At 59.9% G+C, this 14,116-nt stretch carries 16 protein-coding genes; 8 read left to right on the top strand and 8 right to left on the bottom strand.

The window, feature by feature from the left end; all coding sequences use genetic code 11:
• Positions 1-14: 14 nt before the first annotated feature.
• Both HBOR_RS14915 and HBOR_RS14910 read right to left on the bottom strand, forming a co-directional pair.
• Complete coding sequence (locus tag HBOR_RS14915; RefSeq protein ID WP_006056002.1) at positions 15-2,963, bottom strand: methyl-accepting chemotaxis protein; 2,949 nt, start codon at positions 2,961-2,963, stop codon at positions 15-17.
• Positions 2,964-3,206: 243 nt separating this feature from the next.
• Entirely contained in the window at positions 3,207-3,935 is a 729-nt protein-coding gene (locus HBOR_RS14910; RefSeq protein ID WP_006056003.1) for a TVP38/TMEM64 family protein, read from the bottom strand.
• Between the two features lie 115 nt (positions 3,936-4,050).
• On the opposite strand from HBOR_RS14910, the gene HBOR_RS14905 reads away from it, so the two are divergent.
• Positions 4,051-4,278 (top strand): hypothetical protein, encoded by a 228-nt coding sequence (locus tag HBOR_RS14905; RefSeq protein WP_006056004.1) that lies wholly within the window; start codon positions 4,051-4,053, stop codon positions 4,276-4,278.
• A 39-nt stretch (positions 4,279-4,317) separates the two neighbouring features.
• On the opposite strand, the gene HBOR_RS14900 is transcribed toward HBOR_RS14905, so the two are convergent.
• The 5 genes from HBOR_RS14900 to HBOR_RS14880 are packed head-to-tail and all read right to left on the bottom strand — an operon-like array spanning position 4,318 to position 7,748.
• A complete protein-coding gene (locus HBOR_RS14900) occupies positions 4,318-4,980 on the bottom strand; it encodes a DUF7546 family protein (protein ID WP_006056005.1) in 663 nt (220 codons plus the stop codon).
• A 31-nt stretch (positions 4,981-5,011) separates the two neighbouring features.
• Complete coding sequence (locus tag HBOR_RS14895; RefSeq protein WP_006056006.1) at positions 5,012-5,221, bottom strand: hypothetical protein; 210 nt, start codon at positions 5,219-5,221, stop codon at positions 5,012-5,014.
• Positions 5,221-6,942, bottom strand: a complete 1,722-nt coding sequence (locus HBOR_RS14890) for a b(o/a)3-type cytochrome-c oxidase subunit 1 (RefSeq protein WP_006056007.1) — start codon at positions 6,940-6,942, stop codon at positions 5,221-5,223. The genes HBOR_RS14895 and HBOR_RS14890 overlap by 1 nt, the downstream gene beginning before the upstream one ends.
• A 1-nt stretch (position 6,943) precedes the next feature.
• Entirely contained in the window at positions 6,944-7,459 is a 516-nt protein-coding gene (locus HBOR_RS14885) for a cytochrome c oxidase subunit II (RefSeq protein WP_006056008.1), read from the bottom strand.
• Between the two features lie 4 nt (positions 7,460-7,463).
• Entirely contained in the window at positions 7,464-7,748 is a 285-nt protein-coding gene (locus tag HBOR_RS14880; protein WP_006056009.1) for a hypothetical protein, read from the bottom strand.
• A gap of 99 nt (positions 7,749-7,847) precedes the next feature.
• Here HBOR_RS14880 and HBOR_RS14875 point away from each other — a divergent pair, with 99 nt between their 5' ends.
• The 7 genes from HBOR_RS14875 to HBOR_RS19345 all read left to right on the top strand — a co-directional run bounded on the left by HBOR_RS14875 (position 7,848) and on the right by HBOR_RS19345 (position 13,219).
• Complete coding sequence (locus HBOR_RS14875; protein ID WP_006056010.1) at positions 7,848-8,048, top strand: hypothetical protein; 201 nt, start codon at positions 7,848-7,850, stop codon at positions 8,046-8,048.
• A 6-nt stretch (positions 8,049-8,054) separates the two neighbouring features.
• Positions 8,055-8,855, top strand: coding sequence for a sulfite exporter TauE/SafE family protein (locus HBOR_RS14870; protein ID WP_006056011.1), 801 nt, complete (start codon positions 8,055-8,057; stop codon positions 8,853-8,855).
• On the top strand, positions 8,852-11,284 hold the full coding sequence (locus HBOR_RS14865; RefSeq protein ID WP_006056012.1) for a heavy metal translocating P-type ATPase: 2,433 nt from the start codon (positions 8,852-8,854) through the stop codon (positions 11,282-11,284). Before HBOR_RS14870 ends, HBOR_RS14865 begins: the two co-directional genes overlap by 4 nt.
• A 66-nt stretch (positions 11,285-11,350) precedes the next feature.
• Positions 11,351-11,686, top strand: coding sequence for a hypothetical protein (locus tag HBOR_RS14860; RefSeq protein ID WP_006056013.1), 336 nt, complete (start codon positions 11,351-11,353; stop codon positions 11,684-11,686).
• Positions 11,687-11,819: 133 nt separating this feature from the next.
• The gene (locus tag HBOR_RS14855; RefSeq protein ID WP_006056014.1) at positions 11,820-12,266 is read left to right on the top strand and encodes a universal stress protein; all 447 of its coding nucleotides are present in this window, start codon (positions 11,820-11,822) and stop codon (positions 12,264-12,266) included.
• A 63-nt stretch (positions 12,267-12,329) separates the two neighbouring features.
• The gene (locus HBOR_RS14850) at positions 12,330-12,722 is read left to right on the top strand and encodes a secondary thiamine-phosphate synthase enzyme YjbQ (protein ID WP_006056015.1); all 393 of its coding nucleotides are present in this window, start codon (positions 12,330-12,332) and stop codon (positions 12,720-12,722) included.
• A 74-nt stretch (positions 12,723-12,796) separates the two neighbouring features.
• Positions 12,797-13,219 (top strand): hypothetical protein, encoded by a 423-nt coding sequence (locus HBOR_RS19345; RefSeq protein ID WP_013446569.1) that lies wholly within the window; start codon positions 12,797-12,799, stop codon positions 13,217-13,219.
• Here the strand turns inward: HBOR_RS19345 and HBOR_RS14845 are convergent.
• Entirely contained in the window at positions 13,136-13,915 is a 780-nt protein-coding gene (locus HBOR_RS14845; protein WP_006056018.1) for a type 1 glutamine amidotransferase, read from the bottom strand. The genes HBOR_RS19345 and HBOR_RS14845 overlap by 84 nt on opposite strands.
• Positions 13,916-14,116 lie beyond the last annotated feature (201 nt).

Raw genomic sequence — 14,116 nt, 5'->3', positions numbered from 1 at the left:
GGATATTCAGTTCGTCAGTCACTCACGCGGGGAGATTCAGCCACCTCACTGTTGGACCCTTCTGCGCTCGGTGCCGACTGACTCCCGCTACCACTGCTCTGTGAGGCGCTTGCGCTTCCGTGTTTGCCGACGTCGAACCGCTTTACGAGTTCTTGCAGCGACTGTGCTTCCTCGGAGACAGTCTGGATGTTCTGCGTAACCTCGTTGATGGAGGCTGTCTGTTCTTCGGTTGCGGCCGAGACAGTACTCGCCTCCGACGCCGTCTGCTCGCTCACGCTTGAAACCTCATCTACCATTGCCACAACCTCTTCTGTCGAGGTGGCTTGGTCTTCCGTCGATTTCGAGATCTCCTTCACCTCATCTTCGGCTTTTTCGCTCGCCTCAGCGATATCATCGAACATTTCGATGGCATCCTCGATAGTTTCGGCACCGCTCTCGACGCGTTCTCGCATCGACTGGATATCTTCGACGGTGTCGTCCGTGTCATCCTGAATCTCGGTGATGAGTTCTTCGACCTGCTCGGTGGCGTCCTCGGCTTGATTTGCGAGCATCTTGATCTCGTTTGCGACAACCGCAAAGCCCTTGCCGACTTCTCCGGCGCGGGCGGCTTCGATTGACGCGTTGAGCGCCAGCAGGTCGGTTTGTTCCGTGATTTCGGTGATGAGTTGGACGACCTCGTTTATCTCTTCGATGCGCTCGCTGAGCCCTTCGACTTGCTCGACGGCGGTCGTCGTCTCGTCCTCGATGGCCGAAATTTCCTCGGTGGCATCAGCGGCGTGTTCCCGACCTCGGTCAGCGAGTGAGGCCGCCTCGTTGGCCGTCTCGACGACGCCGTCTGCCGATGCGGCGACTTCCTCGATGGTTGCCGAGAGGTTGTTCATCTCGTCGGACGCGGCTTGGAGTTGCTCGGTCTGCTGTTCGGCGCCGTGTGCAATCTCTTCGACCGACTGGGCGGTGGCTTGACTCGCCGCTTCTATCTCCTCTGCGCTCACGACGGTTTCGCTACTCACGTCGGCGAACTGGTCGGCAACGTCGTGAACCTCCACTAGACTGCGTCGTATCTTCTCGATACCGTCGTCGAGGTCCGACATGATCGCACCGAACTCGCCGGGCAGGTCGGTCCGAACGTCTTGGTCCAACGTTCCCTCACCAAGTTCCTCGCTAACGGCTCTGAGTTCCGCCACTTGCAACCGGAGGTTCCGTTGCATCTCCCCGAACGCTTCGACAAGTTCTCCGATTTCGTCGTCGGAAGCCGAAATCTCGATATCGTCGTCGAACCGGCCCTCTGCGAGTGCCGCCGCGTGGTCTCGAAGTTGCTCAATGGGTCGCGAGAAGTACCGGGATGCGCGGAATCCTAATGCGATGACTCCGACGGCGGCACCACCGATTAACAGGAGGAACACGTTCCGAGCGGACGATGTTCGGTCACTCAGCTCTTGGCCCAGTGCGGCGCTCGGCCCCGTCACGTCTTTTTCGGGGACGGTTGCTAACAGTGCAAACTGCTTGTCACCGAAGTCCAGTGGCGCATACCCCACGTAGTACTCCGCATTCTCGCCATCGGTCTGTCTCGTATACGTACTCAGCCCGTGTTCACCCGTGAGAATCCGTTCTTCGGCGATGCCGGCGAGTCCACCTGCGTACTCTTCGTTTACGATACTGGACTCGGTTTCGACGACCGTGCTGTTGGGATGGCTCAGGACCCGACCCTCGTCGTTCACGATGCTCAGGTGACCGGTGTCACCGACCGTGACTCCGTTCGTCAACGCGGTGAGGATGCCGTAATCGAATCGGAGTGCAATCGTCCCCGCGAACTCACCGTTCTGATACACCGGCGTTGAGAGGTAGATAACCGGCGCTCCGTTCACGGTTCGGACGTCGCCGACGTGGACTTCGCCTTTCTCCATCGACCTGCTCGAATTGAACCACTCCGTGTCCGCGTAGGAGGTGTTCTCGACGGATTCGGTGACGACGCTCCCGTCCGTCCGTTCCGCTCGAACAACGCCGTGTCCGTCTTCGTCGGTCAGGATAATCTCGTCGTACGCTGGCCGCTCCTCGCCTTGCACCGACACTGAGCGAGTGTTCAGATAGTTTTCGAAAGAGTCGTTGATTCGATTCTTTGCGCTCTCGCTGGCGGTCGTCTGGAGTTCGTAGTAGTAGACGCTTGGGGCAAGAACCCAATCGAAGTCCTCGTAATAGGCGTAGGCGACGAACTTCTCTTCGACGGGGTTCCCTGCTTGGGTGGTGTCTTCCCACTCGTATTCGACGATTCGCCACTCACTACCGCTCCGCACGGCCGGGTCGTTTTGGATGGTCGATTCGACCTCGTTGAACACGGTCAACGAGGCATCATCGACGAGGTTGAACCCGTCGTGTATCTTGTGATGGACGACGACGTTTGAGTCTCCGTCCGTGATGTACGCGTATCCCGTGTCACCGATATATCCCGGTTGGAATATCTTCGATGCCGACCCGGCGGCAGTCGTTTGATTGCCGGCCGTCCCGGCGATGATTCGCTCTACTTTCTCTTTGACTCGCTGTTGTTCCGCCGGAGTAAGTTCCGCCCACGATCTCCCGTTGTACTCTTCTTCGAGAATCGTCTGCTTCGTACTCTCGATGGTGCTACGCATCTGAAGCGCCATGTGCCCGAGTTGCGTTTGGCTCTGCCGTTGGACGAGTTTCCACTGCCCGGCCTTTGCGGCCTGATAGTTTTGTACCGGTGAAGAGTCCGCTAAGGACCGCGCATCCACGCGGCGAACGTCCAACACGTTCTGTATCTGCTCCCGCCTCGCGGTAACGGTGTTGTTCAACTCTCCCGTTACCTGCGTCTCCATGTGCGTCGTACTCTGCGTCTGTGCGTACGAACCGATGCTGTTCATCTCGTGTATCCCGACGCCGCCAACGACCGAGACGGGAACCAACGAGATGACGAGGCACAGAGCGATGAGTTTTGTCTGTATATTCATCGGCTCAAACTCCCCTGAGGGATACTCCCTCGCTTCGGACGACTACCAACCGGCCGGTCGGCCGGACCTGACTGATACACTCTGTTGAATGGTAATGTCTCTCTATGTTCCATTGTCACAGAGTCCCAAATATGATATATAGTACTGCCGCCGAAATTATCACAAGCGATATTTAAACCGACAATTAAAGGTAAGATAGTTCACATCATCTGCTGTCATCCGTCTCTCCGCTCGTCTGCTCGACTACGGTTCGCCGCCGAAGAGCCGAACGAGTCGATCTCGGTTCAGAAACCCCAGTACTGAGGCAGCGATGATGAGGGCAGCGAGACCGAGTGCGGGCGCAATTTGATTCGCGCCGAGGAGTCCGCCGACGACGTTCGTCAGGAAGAATGCCGGTGTTCGGCCGATAATTGCCAACGCGACGAGTTGCCAGAGGGGAATCTTGGTGAGACCGCCCGCAAAACAAAGGATGTCGTCCGGCAGTCCGGGCACGAGAAAGAACAGAAAGAGGGTCAAGCGGGCGTGGGTGGGATCTATCGAATCGAACTGGGCAAGAACGTCTTCGTGGACGATACGCTCGACGTACGCTCGGCCGAATCGTCTCGCGAGCCAAAACGCGACGGTACTCCCAATCGTGATTCCGATGACGTTGTAGACCGTTCCCCACCACGCGCCGAACAGATACCCTGCGACAAGTGCCAGAACCTGCCCCGGAATCGGCGCGGCGACGACTTGCAGCGATTGGAGGATAACGAGTACGAGCGGTGCCCAAAACCCATATCCTTGAATGAACGCTCGTAGTTCCGCGGCGTTCGTTAGGAATTCGAGGTGACGGCGGAGGAGTACGACCGCAATGGAGAGGACGACGAGTGCCACGAGGAGGTGCACGAGGAACTGTCGTCGTCTTCGGGCCGACGCGAACACCTGAATCTCCTCAAGCTGTGTTCGCAGCCGACCGATTGAATTCTCCATATCCACGCTAGGCCCGTTTATGCGTCCTCGATACTTAGGATGGTATGGCGCGATTCCCGTTTTCTGAGAACGAATTTGGCTCTATTTGGTGTCCGCTCTCGACTCTCTAGTTGAGATGAGTCACAGTCAATCACAACGTTCCGTCGGCATCGACCCAATCAAGGCTGCACTCGGCGTCTTCGTCGTCCTCGGCGTCGCACTCACGGCAGTTGCCGGATACGCGATTCTCGAATCGATCGAGGGGCTCGCAACGCTTTCGGCCGAGTTAGGTATGACGCTCGTCTTTGGTCTCCTCCTTCTCCTTACTGCATTCGCTGTCCGCCGTACCACCACGATTCGGTGAGGTGTCGATATTCGGTGAGATAGCGATATATCCTCGAAATTACTCCCGAAGCGTATACCAGAGTATCCCGACAGTAACGACGAACAACGCCGTCGAGAGGTCGTACGCGTAGGCACCGCTCATACTTCCGGCGAGCGCAGTCGATGCACCGCCGAGGACGCCGGAGAAAACACCAGCGATGACGGGACCGACACAACTCACGCACGTCGCCAGTCCGAGAATCCCGGAGAAGACCCCCGCTGTCGCGCGAACGAGGCTCACGTAGACGAGCGCAGTTAGACAGACGTAGCCGACGACTTCGAACGGAACGAGGGTGAGATTCACGGGGCCACCGACGAGGAGAATCGGCCCCCATCCGGGCATGGCTCCAACGAGACGAACCGAGAGATCTGCACCGCTCCCCGGCCCGACGAGTCCTGTTGTCCACGCAAGGACGCCGAAATAGAGCACTGCGACGACGGTCGCAGCGGCGGTTCGTCGGCCGGACGGTCGTGGAACGTCCACCGAGTAGACGGCGAGAACGCCGAGGTTTACCCAGACGAACGGGTAGAGGACGTATCGAACGGAAAGAACGGCTGCCTCCGTCGTGAGGAGATATACGCCAACTAAGAGTATCTCGACAGCGATGAGTCCCGCGAGGAGGCGGAGCGTTCGCGTTGGCCGTCGAGCAAGCGCGTCCGGGCCTGATATTGTTTCTGTCATTCGATACGAAGAATTGGTGTCTTAGCAGGCACTACCGGGGCGACGCTGAGTCTCCTGTCGATTCTGGTTCCCCGAGGAGGTAGATGACGAGTAGCCCCACGAGTAACAGCACCTCAAACCCGGCAACGGCGGCCAGCGGCAGGTCGATACCGAAGAATCCGAAAACTGTCCGCATCTCGACGGCGACTGGGATGGTGAACGCTGCGAGTACCATGAACAGCGCGGGTGAACGACGACGCATTAGTTGATCACCCCCGTGATGGCGTTGACGACCGCATCGAGGCTAATACTCGCTGGGAAGACGGGACTACTCCCGAAGATTCCCGCATCACCGATGATGCTGGCGAGTGGGAGCGTGTACGCGAGAATGACGAGAACGACCGCGATTCCCGTCCACAGCGCGAGATTGTCGAGGATGACGGGCGACCCGCTCGCATCGGAGAGCGGTTCGGGGAGATAGTCATCCACCGGCGTCTCGGACCGGTCGTCGGCCCACGTCGCGGCGACGTTGAACAGGAACAGGACGACACTAATGAACAGCAACGTCCCGCCGAGTGCGATCTGTACTCGAATCTCCCAGATACTCCCGATAGCGGTCACGAAGTCGAAGTTCGTGTATTGCGGTTCGGCGGTCCGGCGGGGAATACCGAGCAGTCCGCCGCGGTGCATCGCGTTAGACATGAACACCATCCCGACGAACCACATTACGACTTGCAAGAGGCCAATCGGTCGGCTGTAGACTTTCTTGCCCGTTATCTGCGGGAGGAGCCAGTACGTGCCCGCCATCATCGTGAGCGCGACGGCGGTGCCGACGGTCATGTGGAAGTGACCGGGCACCCATATCGTGTTGTGGATGAGGTAGTTGATGTTCATCCCGGCGTTGATCATGCCGGAGAAGCCACCGGCGGCGAACATCAGTCCCGCAAGCGCCATCCCCGTGAACGCCGGGTCGCGCCACGGAAGTGTGCCGAGCCATCCGAGGTATCCCTCACCGCCGCGTTGGCGCGCACCGTGTTCCATGCTGGCGACGACAGTAAATGCGGTCAGAAGTGACGGGAGGAGGAGGAACATCGTGTTCGTCATGGCGATGAACTTGAAGCCCTCCGCGATACCAGGGTCGAGATACTGGTGGTGAATACCGACAGGCGTCGAGAGCAGGAGGAACAACACGAACACCACTCGCGCGAGGGGGTCACTGAACAGTCGTCCCCCGGAGAGTTTCGGAAGGACCGTGTACCACATGAGGTACGCAGGCATCAGCCAGAAGTAGACGACGGGGTGGCCGAAGTACCAGAACAGCGTTCTGGTGAGCAATGGGTTCACCGAATCGACGAGTCCCATCGACCACGGGATGAGGAAGAAGACGACGGAGACGGCGACGCCGAGCGTCGAGATGTACCACATGATCATCGTCGTCAGCACCATAAACGTCTGTAGCGGGATTCGTTCGTCCGGGTTCTCGCTACGCCACTCACGGTAAGCGAGGAACCAGTCTGCACCCGCCATCCACGTACCGATGATGAACATCGCCAACCCGATATAGAACGCCGGATGCGCCTGCAACGGCGCGTAGAACGTGTAGAGTACGTCCGCACTCATCGGGATATCCGGGAACAATCCGGCGAGGATCGTGACCGCAGTGATGGTCGCACCCGTCGTCATCAGACCGAACCACGCCCACGTTAGGCGTATGTCCGGAAGTGGCCGCTCTAAACTCCGTGTGACGGCCCACGTAAACAGGCCGACGAGGAAGAAGATGGTGAACACGAGAGCTAAGAGGACTCCGTGTCCGGTCAGCACCGTGTAGTAATCCACTGAACTGATGATGCGGATGATGTTCGTGCGGTGAAGCGCCTGTATCAGTCCGAAGAAGGCACCGATGCCCAGCGCGATAAACGCCACTGCGAGCGACGCCTGTACAACCTTTGCTTCGTCAGGATATCTGTCTACGAACGTAGCCATCTCAGTTCACCACCATACTCTCGTTCCACTCGTCTTCGGGGACGACGACGATTTTGCCCTCCATCGCGTGGTGGGCCGCGCCGCAGTACTCGTTACACAGTAAGCCATACTCCTTGGCCTCGTCGAACTTGACGGTCATCTGCGACACCTGCCCGGGAATCGCCATCGTGTTCGCGTTCGTTCCGACGATTTCGTAGCCGTGAATCACGTCCCGCGATGTGACGTGAAACGTCACTTCAGAGTTCGCTGGGACCCGGATGGGGTCGCTCGTTCCCGGGAGGTAGGCGAACTGCTGGGCGACAACGTAGACATCGTACTGGTTCGGCCCGGTTTTGTACGTTCCCGGTTCGCTGAACTTCGGATGCTGATCGAGCGCTTTCGGATCGACTTGCCCGCCCTCGTTGTCGATCATCTCGATGCCAGCACCGACCGCTCCGTACGAGACGGTCGCGATGAATCCGACGATAAGAAGCAATGCACCCGCGAGCCAGATTTTTTCGTATTTGTGTATCTCCATCGTGTCACCCGATTACCGTGAGGTCGCCGCCGAGGAATTCGACGAAGTACATGAACACCCACATCACCGCCAGTATCGCCATGTAGACGCCGATGAGGACGAGCGTTCCAACCGGATCGAAGTCGTCGTGCCCGATTCGTCGCTCGATTCCTGTCCGTCCCGATCCGATGACGTACCCTCTTTGCTCGGACAGGTCGTCGGCATCCGGCTTGACGACCGACTCTACCGGCGCCGATTCTCCACGAGTCTTGCCTGTCTCGTCCAATTCCGTATCCGACTCAGCTGCCATATTGTCCGGTATTAACTGATAACCCTTGAACGAGAATGGAGATTCTAATCGAGTGAGAATCACCGAAGCCAGCAACCACCTGCCCTCCTATCTCCCGGTATGCGCTTTACGCCGCGAATTGCGGGGATGATTGCACTACTCGCACTACTCCCCGTCGTGCTCTTCGGACTCGGACGAGTGTGGTGGGCAGGTGCGGTAACCGTCGTGAACGTACTTATTATCACGGCGAGTCTGTACCTCCTCCTGTCCCCCACCGAGAACGGACACGGCGAGGACGACCACGACCACGGAACCGCGTAATCGGTGATGACGCCGCTCTCTTCACAGGCCTCGGCGTCGCTTCCGACGACAGGCGTTGAAGCAGGCGTCTTCCTCGTTGTCGGCGTCCTCGGCGGTGCGCACTGTCTCGGGATGTGCGGGCCGCTCGTGAGCGTCTACGCGGACAGGCTCAGAGCGACCGACGACACCGACGCCGAGCTTACCGTCCGACAAGTCAGACAGCATACGCTGTTCAACCTCGGACGAGCGGCTGGCTACGCCGTGGTCGGCGCTATCCTCGCCGCCATCGGTGCCGTCACGGTCGGCGCTCTCGATGCTGTCGTCGCTATCGGGACTGGTGTCCGGGCCACTACTGGCGTTCTCGTCGGGGTTCTCATCATGGCAACCGGTGTTTCGTACCTCCGGGGCGGTGCCGGTTCTGTGGTCCGACTTCCGGGGCGACTCTCGAACGCGTTCCGTCGAGTCAGCAGCGTCCTCACGAATCGCGTGGATGCACTCGTCGGTGACACTCGCATCGTCGGACTCGGCGTCGGGCACGCGTTCCTCCCGTGCCCTATTACCTATCCCGCGTACCTGTACGCGTTTGCGACCGCTGACCCAGTTAGAGCGGCGTTCCTCCTTTCGTTACTCGGTCTCGGGACGATACCGACGCTGTTCGTCTACGGGACGGCACTCGGATCGTTGTCGGCGGGCCGTCGGCGCTCGCTGCACCGCGTCCTCGGAGCGGTGTTTCTCGTCCTCGGCTACTTGCCGTTGGCCCACGGATTGATGCTCGTCGGAATTCACCTTCCACATCCGATGATTCCGGTCTACCAACCGCTGGGGTGATCTCGGACGTGAGTACCGATTCACCAGTTGTCCGTTCGGAGTCGCCCGACGCCGAGAGCGACGCGTGTTCGCTCTGTGAGCTTCCGACACCAGCAGAGCCGTTCACCGCGGACGACGTGGACGGCGCGTACTGTTGTCGTGGCTGTCTCGAAGTATCGCGTGCCCTCGGCGGCCCCGAACGCGCAGCCGAGTCGGACATCGAACAGTCACTGGCTGCCGCTACCGACGCGGACGATGTCCCTGCCGCTACCGATGCGGACGATGTTCCCGACGACGCAGCGCGAACGTTCCTTTCGGTGGACGGGATGCACTGTGCCACCTGCGAGACGTTCATCGAATCGACCGCCGTCGGCGACGACGGTGTCTACGCTGCCGAAGCGTCGTACGCGACGGACATGCTCCGCGTCACGTACGATCCCGACGAAACCGACCTTGACGGACTCGTCGGCCGACTCGGCCGCTACGGCTACGACGCCACCGATCCGGATGCGGCAGCCGAGACCGATGAGGGGTCCGGGTTAGCGAAGTTCCTCATCGGCGGCGGCGTCTTCGGCATGATGGTGATGGTCTGGTACGTGCTGTTTCTCTATCCGACCTACCTCGGCTTCGATCCGGTCGTTGATCTCGGCGCGTTCGACGGCCTCTACGTCGTCGCCAACGTCTGGGTGATGTCCTCTATCGTCCTGTTTTATACCGGCTATCCCATTCTCCGCGGCGCGTACGTCAGCCTCGCCGCTCGCCAACCGAATATGGATCTTCTCGTCGCACTTGCGGCCGTTGCGGCGTACGTCTTTAGCGTCGGGTCGATGGTGGTCGGCCGCACGCACGTCTATTTCGACGTGAGCGTCGCCATCGTCCTCGTGGTCACACTCGGAAACTACTATGAGGACCGCATCAAGCGTCGCGCGGCGACGCGTCTGACCGACCTGACGAGCGCACGCGTCACCGACGCGACGCGACTGTCCGACGACGGGCGAACCGAATCCGTACCTGTCGAATCGATCCGACCGGATGACCGCATCCTCGTACGTCCCGGCGAACGTGTTCCCGTAGACGGCGTTGTCGTCGAGGGACGCGCCGCTGTGGACGAATCACTCGTCACCGGCGAATCGATTCCGACCACCCGCGAACCGGGCGACTCGGTTATCGGTGGGTCCGTCGTCACTGATGATGCCCTGACGGTCGAAGTCGGCGACGACGCCACCAGCACGCTGGATCGCCTCGTCGAACTGCTCTGGGAGATTCAGTCGTCCCGCGGCGGTGCCCAGCGACTGGCAGACAAACTGGCGACAGTATTCGTGCCGCTGGTCCTCGCGCTTTCGGTGTTGACGACAGCGGGCTTTCTCGTGCTTGGGTCGTCACCGACGGATGCACTGTTGAACGGTTTGACCGTTCTCATCGTCTCGTGTCCGTGCGCGCTGGGGCTGGCTACGCCCCTCGCTGTCGCCTCAGGTGTCCGTGATGCGGCCGACTCGGGGGTCGTCGTCGCATCCGACGCCGTCTTCGAGGACGCACCCGATGCGGACACTATTATCTTCGATAAGACGGGGACACTGACCGACGGACGGATGCGCGTCCGCGGCGTGACGACCGCGGCTGCTGATGAGACGACGGCACTCGAACTGGCCGCAGCGGTCGAACGGTACGCCTCACATCCGCTTGCGGAGGCGCTCGTCCAATGCGCCCCCGACCGCTTACCGACCGTGACGGACTCTACGGTTCACCAACGTGGCGTGACGGGTCGCGTCGATGGTACCGACATCGTCGTCGGCCATCCGTCGCTCCTACGCGAGGCGGGAGTAACTGTTCCTGATGAACTCGCGTCTGCTGGCGAGTCGGTCCGCGACGCGGGCCGCGTTCCGGTGTTCGTTGGCTGGGATCGGTCCGCACGCGCCGTTTTCGACGTGGGCGACGCGCCGCGGGAGATGTGGGACGAGACGCTGTCCGAACTCGGTGCAGAGCGGGAACTCGTCGTTCTCACCGGCGACGACGAACGGGCGGCCGCACAGTTCCGGTCGCACCCGGCGGTAGACGAGGTGTTCGCAGGCGTCCCGCCGGAAGCGAAAGCTGAGACGGTCGAACGATTCCGCTCGCGCGGCACCGTCGCCATGGTCGGCGATGGATCTAACGACGCACCCGCCCTCGCGGCCGCGGACGTTGGTATCGCCTTCGGATCAGGGACGGACCTCGCCGGGAGCGCGGCCGACGCAATCATCGTCGAACGCGGACTCGACACCGTTCCAACAGTGTTCTCCGTCGCTGCCGGGACGCACCGCCGCATCCGCGAGAACCTCGCGTGGGCGTTCGTCTACAACCTCGTCGCCATTCCGCTCGCCATTTCCGGTCTCATCAATCCTCTCTTGGCCGCGGTCGCTATGGGAACGAGCAGCCTCCTCGTCGTTGTCAACTCCGCTCGGTCGGTCGAGTGAGGCGGCGACCCGTGCCGTGATGGTGTGATTTAGGGCGGTCCGCTCAGAACATTTACTCGACCCTGAATGACTGCCGAGGACGACGGACCGACGGACGACCCGTACTGCCTCGACCTCCCGCGCGGATGGACCGCCGACACCGACGGCGAGACGACAACGTACGAGCGCCCGGACGGAACTCTCCGCATCGAAATCACCGAATTCTCGCGTGGCCTGTCGCTGTACTGGTGGGTAGACGTATACGAACGCAACGGCGACGACTGGACGCAAATCGAGGTTGGTCTCGGTACGAGTTTCACTAGTGCAGACGATGCCGCGGCGGCGGTCCAGTCGTATCTCGATGAAACCGAACGATCCGGCGAGTCAACCCAACGGGAGCAGTTGGGCGTCGAGTCCCGTTGAAGCCGTGTTGCTGACCGGCAGTGTGGCGTTCGACAGTCTGTATTAACGATTTCGACGAACAGTATTCTCAGCCGATAGGAATTGCCGATAGGTCCTATTTCGGCCAGCATCTACCACTAACTGGTGGGGTTCCATGGCGAAGCACGTCCTCGTTCCGGTCGACGGATCTGCGCTGTCGTGGAGCGCGCTCCGGTATGCGCTGGGAGAGTTTCCGGAGGCGTCGATAACCGCGCTCCACGTCGTTGACCTGTTCGAACCGGGGTACGGTACCTATCCTGAGTTCGAGACGACTTACGAGCCGTTGATGGGGTCTGAGGAGTGGTACGAACGGGCTGAGGAAGTCTCGGAACGACTGCTCTCGGAGGCCGAAGCAATCGCAGGGGACCACGACCGAACAGTTGCCACTGCCTCGGAAATCGGTGACTCGAAGCGTGTCATCGTAGATTACTCCGAAGCGGAGGACGTAGACCAAATCGTCCTTGGCGCTCACGGACGCGGCGAGGAGGGGCGAGCCGTGTTCGGAAGTGTCGCTGAAATCGTTGTTCGGCGGGCACGCGTCACTGTGACGCTTGTCCGCTGACCCCACCAAGGGGGAGGTAAAGCGCACTGTTCTTTTTTGCTCGTTCCACCCGTATTGTCGCACATGGCCCTCGAAGTTCAGACCGGCCAACGCGTCGAAGTGGTTGATGTCACGTCTGATGTCGCCGCGACTGTTCCGGACGACCTCGACACCGGCGTCTGCACTGTCTTCGTCCCGCACACGACGGCAGGTATCATTGTCAACGAACACGAGCGACGATTGATGTCCGACCTCGAACGACTGCTCGAACACCTCGCACCTCGCGGTGACGACTACGCACACGACGAAATCGACGACAACGCCGACGCACACATGCGAGCAGCGTTGCTCGGTTCGAGCGTCTCGATACCGGTCGAAAACGGCGAGTTGGGGCTCGGTACGTGGCAGTCAGTCATGTTTGCCGAGTGCGATGGCCCGCGGACACGCGAACTACGGGTTACGACGACGCCCGCGTGAGTCTCGCTTCTTCAGCGTTCTCACACATCTCATACGACAGAAGATTGTTGTATCGTGGTCATGTAGTCTGAAATATGGTTTCCCTCCCGTCGAAGAGTCGCAAGCCGCTCGTTCTCGGCGTCCTCGGTGGACTCATCTATTCGGTCATTGTTCTCTGGTGGAGTTTTTCCCGCGGCGTATACTTTGCATCCGGGGATATGTTGACTGTCGCCATCGGAGTGAGCTATGCGGTTGTCGGTCTGTTTCTCATGGCCGCTGTTCCGTTGTTCCTCCTCGCTCGTTTCTCGCTGATTCTCCCCGCTGGAGTGACGCTTTGGCTCCTCGGAAACAACGTGTATCAGGAACTGTACGGGACTCACTTACACCCGCTCTCGTCATATCTGACCGTCTGGCCGCTTCTGTTTGGAATGGCGTTAGCGGCCGGTCTCCTCGAAGTCCTGATCAGGTACACTACCCAGCGCGGATTCGGACGGGGTGGGTTCCGACCACTCGTCTGACTGCGTCGGTTGGGTCGTCGTCACGATCTTCACGAAGTTGTCGCATACCGCCTTGGAGACGTTCGCGTCGGCAACTGCGTTTTCATTTATGCCGTCCAAAACGTGCTGAATCCGCTCCTCGGGTAACTCCTTGTTTTTCGTCACCCATTCGGCCGTCTCACGGTCGTACTCCGGATGGAACTGGACGCCGTAGGAACCCCCAACGCGGAACGCTTGGACGCCGAAGTCATTGCGTGCGAGCGTGACCGCACCCGGTGGAAGTTCTGCAACACGGTCGGAGTGTGTCTCGAACGCTGTGAACCGACGTGGTACGCCCTCGAAGAGCGGACTGTCACCGACGCGCGTGATCGTTCGATAGCCGAGTTCGTATTCGTGCATATCCACCACGCGCCCGCCAACGGCTTGGGCGATAAACTGGTGGCCCCAGCAGACACCGAGCGTCGGCACCCCGGCCGCCTGCGCGCGTCGGAACCACTCTGTCGCCCCGTGAATCCAGTCGTTGTCGTCGTAGACTGATATTTGTGACCCGCTAATCACCACGCCGTCGTACACCCACGCCCGTGACGTGACCGGCGGCGGTAACTGCCCCTCGCTGAGTTTGAACGTCGTCACCTCGGCGTCGAGGACTCGTCGGAAGTTCCGCTCTGCCGGGGTGTTCCCGACCGACGCATCGAGGAGTGCGATTCTCACGCCCATGGCTTTAGATACGGTCCGCGCGCTCTTTTATTTTTGCACAATAAATACAATAGCACACAAAACAAATGATGGTGGACTAGGTATCGATTGACGAGAAGAGACGACTTCGGGACTACTATCGATACGGAAAAAGCCGATGAACTGGCTCAAATTCACATATCTGTCTACGTCTGAATCTCCGGAGACGTGTTTTTCATCTGA

The sequence above is a fragment of the Halogeometricum borinquense DSM 11551 genome (assembly GCF_000172995.2).
Taxonomy (GTDB): Archaea; Halobacteriota; Halobacteria; order Halobacteriales; family Haloferacaceae; genus Halogeometricum; species Halogeometricum borinquense.
Note: the sequence above shows the minus strand (reverse complement) of the source record. Positions and strands in the feature narration are given on the sequence as shown.

Bases quoted from the DNA above. Each gene is read 5' to 3' on its own strand.
- HBOR_RS19345 (WP_013446569.1), top strand. From the start codon at position 12,797: ATGGTTTCCCTCCCGTCGAAGAGTCGCAAGCCGCTCGTTCTCGGCGTC.
- HBOR_RS14870 (WP_006056011.1), top strand. From the start codon at position 8,055: ATGACGCCGCTCTCTTCACAGGCCTCGGCGTCGCTTCCGACGACAGGC.
- HBOR_RS14905 (WP_006056004.1), top strand. From the start codon at position 4,051: ATGAGTCACAGTCAATCACAACGTTCCGTCGGCATCGACCCAATCAAG.
- HBOR_RS14890 (WP_006056007.1), bottom strand. From the start codon at position 6,942: ATGGCTACGTTCGTAGACAGATATCCTGACGAAGCAAAGGTTGTACAG.
- HBOR_RS14910 (WP_006056003.1), bottom strand. From the start codon at position 3,935: ATGGAGAATTCAATCGGTCGGCTGCGAACACAGCTTGAGGAGATTCAG.
- HBOR_RS14850 (WP_006056015.1), top strand. From the start codon at position 12,330: ATGGCCCTCGAAGTTCAGACCGGCCAACGCGTCGAAGTGGTTGATGTC.
- HBOR_RS14885 (WP_006056008.1), bottom strand. From the start codon at position 7,459: ATGGAGATACACAAATACGAAAAAATCTGGCTCGCGGGTGCATTGCTT.
- HBOR_RS14855 (WP_006056014.1), top strand. From the start codon at position 11,820: ATGGCGAAGCACGTCCTCGTTCCGGTCGACGGATCTGCGCTGTCGTGG.
- HBOR_RS14900 (WP_006056005.1), bottom strand. From the start codon at position 4,980: ATGACAGAAACAATATCAGGCCCGGACGCGCTTGCTCGACGGCCAACG.
- HBOR_RS14845 (WP_006056018.1), bottom strand. From the start codon at position 13,915: ATGGGCGTGAGAATCGCACTCCTCGATGCGTCGGTCGGGAACACCCCG.
- HBOR_RS14860 (WP_006056013.1), top strand. From the start codon at position 11,351: ATGACTGCCGAGGACGACGGACCGACGGACGACCCGTACTGCCTCGAC.
- HBOR_RS14915 (WP_006056002.1), bottom strand. From the start codon at position 2,963: ATGAATATACAGACAAAACTCATCGCTCTGTGCCTCGTCATCTCGTTG.
- HBOR_RS14875 (WP_006056010.1), top strand. From the start codon at position 7,848: ATGCGCTTTACGCCGCGAATTGCGGGGATGATTGCACTACTCGCACTA.
- HBOR_RS14880 (WP_006056009.1), bottom strand. From the start codon at position 7,748: ATGGCAGCTGAGTCGGATACGGAATTGGACGAGACAGGCAAGACTCGT.
- HBOR_RS14895 (WP_006056006.1), bottom strand. From the start codon at position 5,221: ATGCGTCGTCGTTCACCCGCGCTGTTCATGGTACTCGCAGCGTTCACC.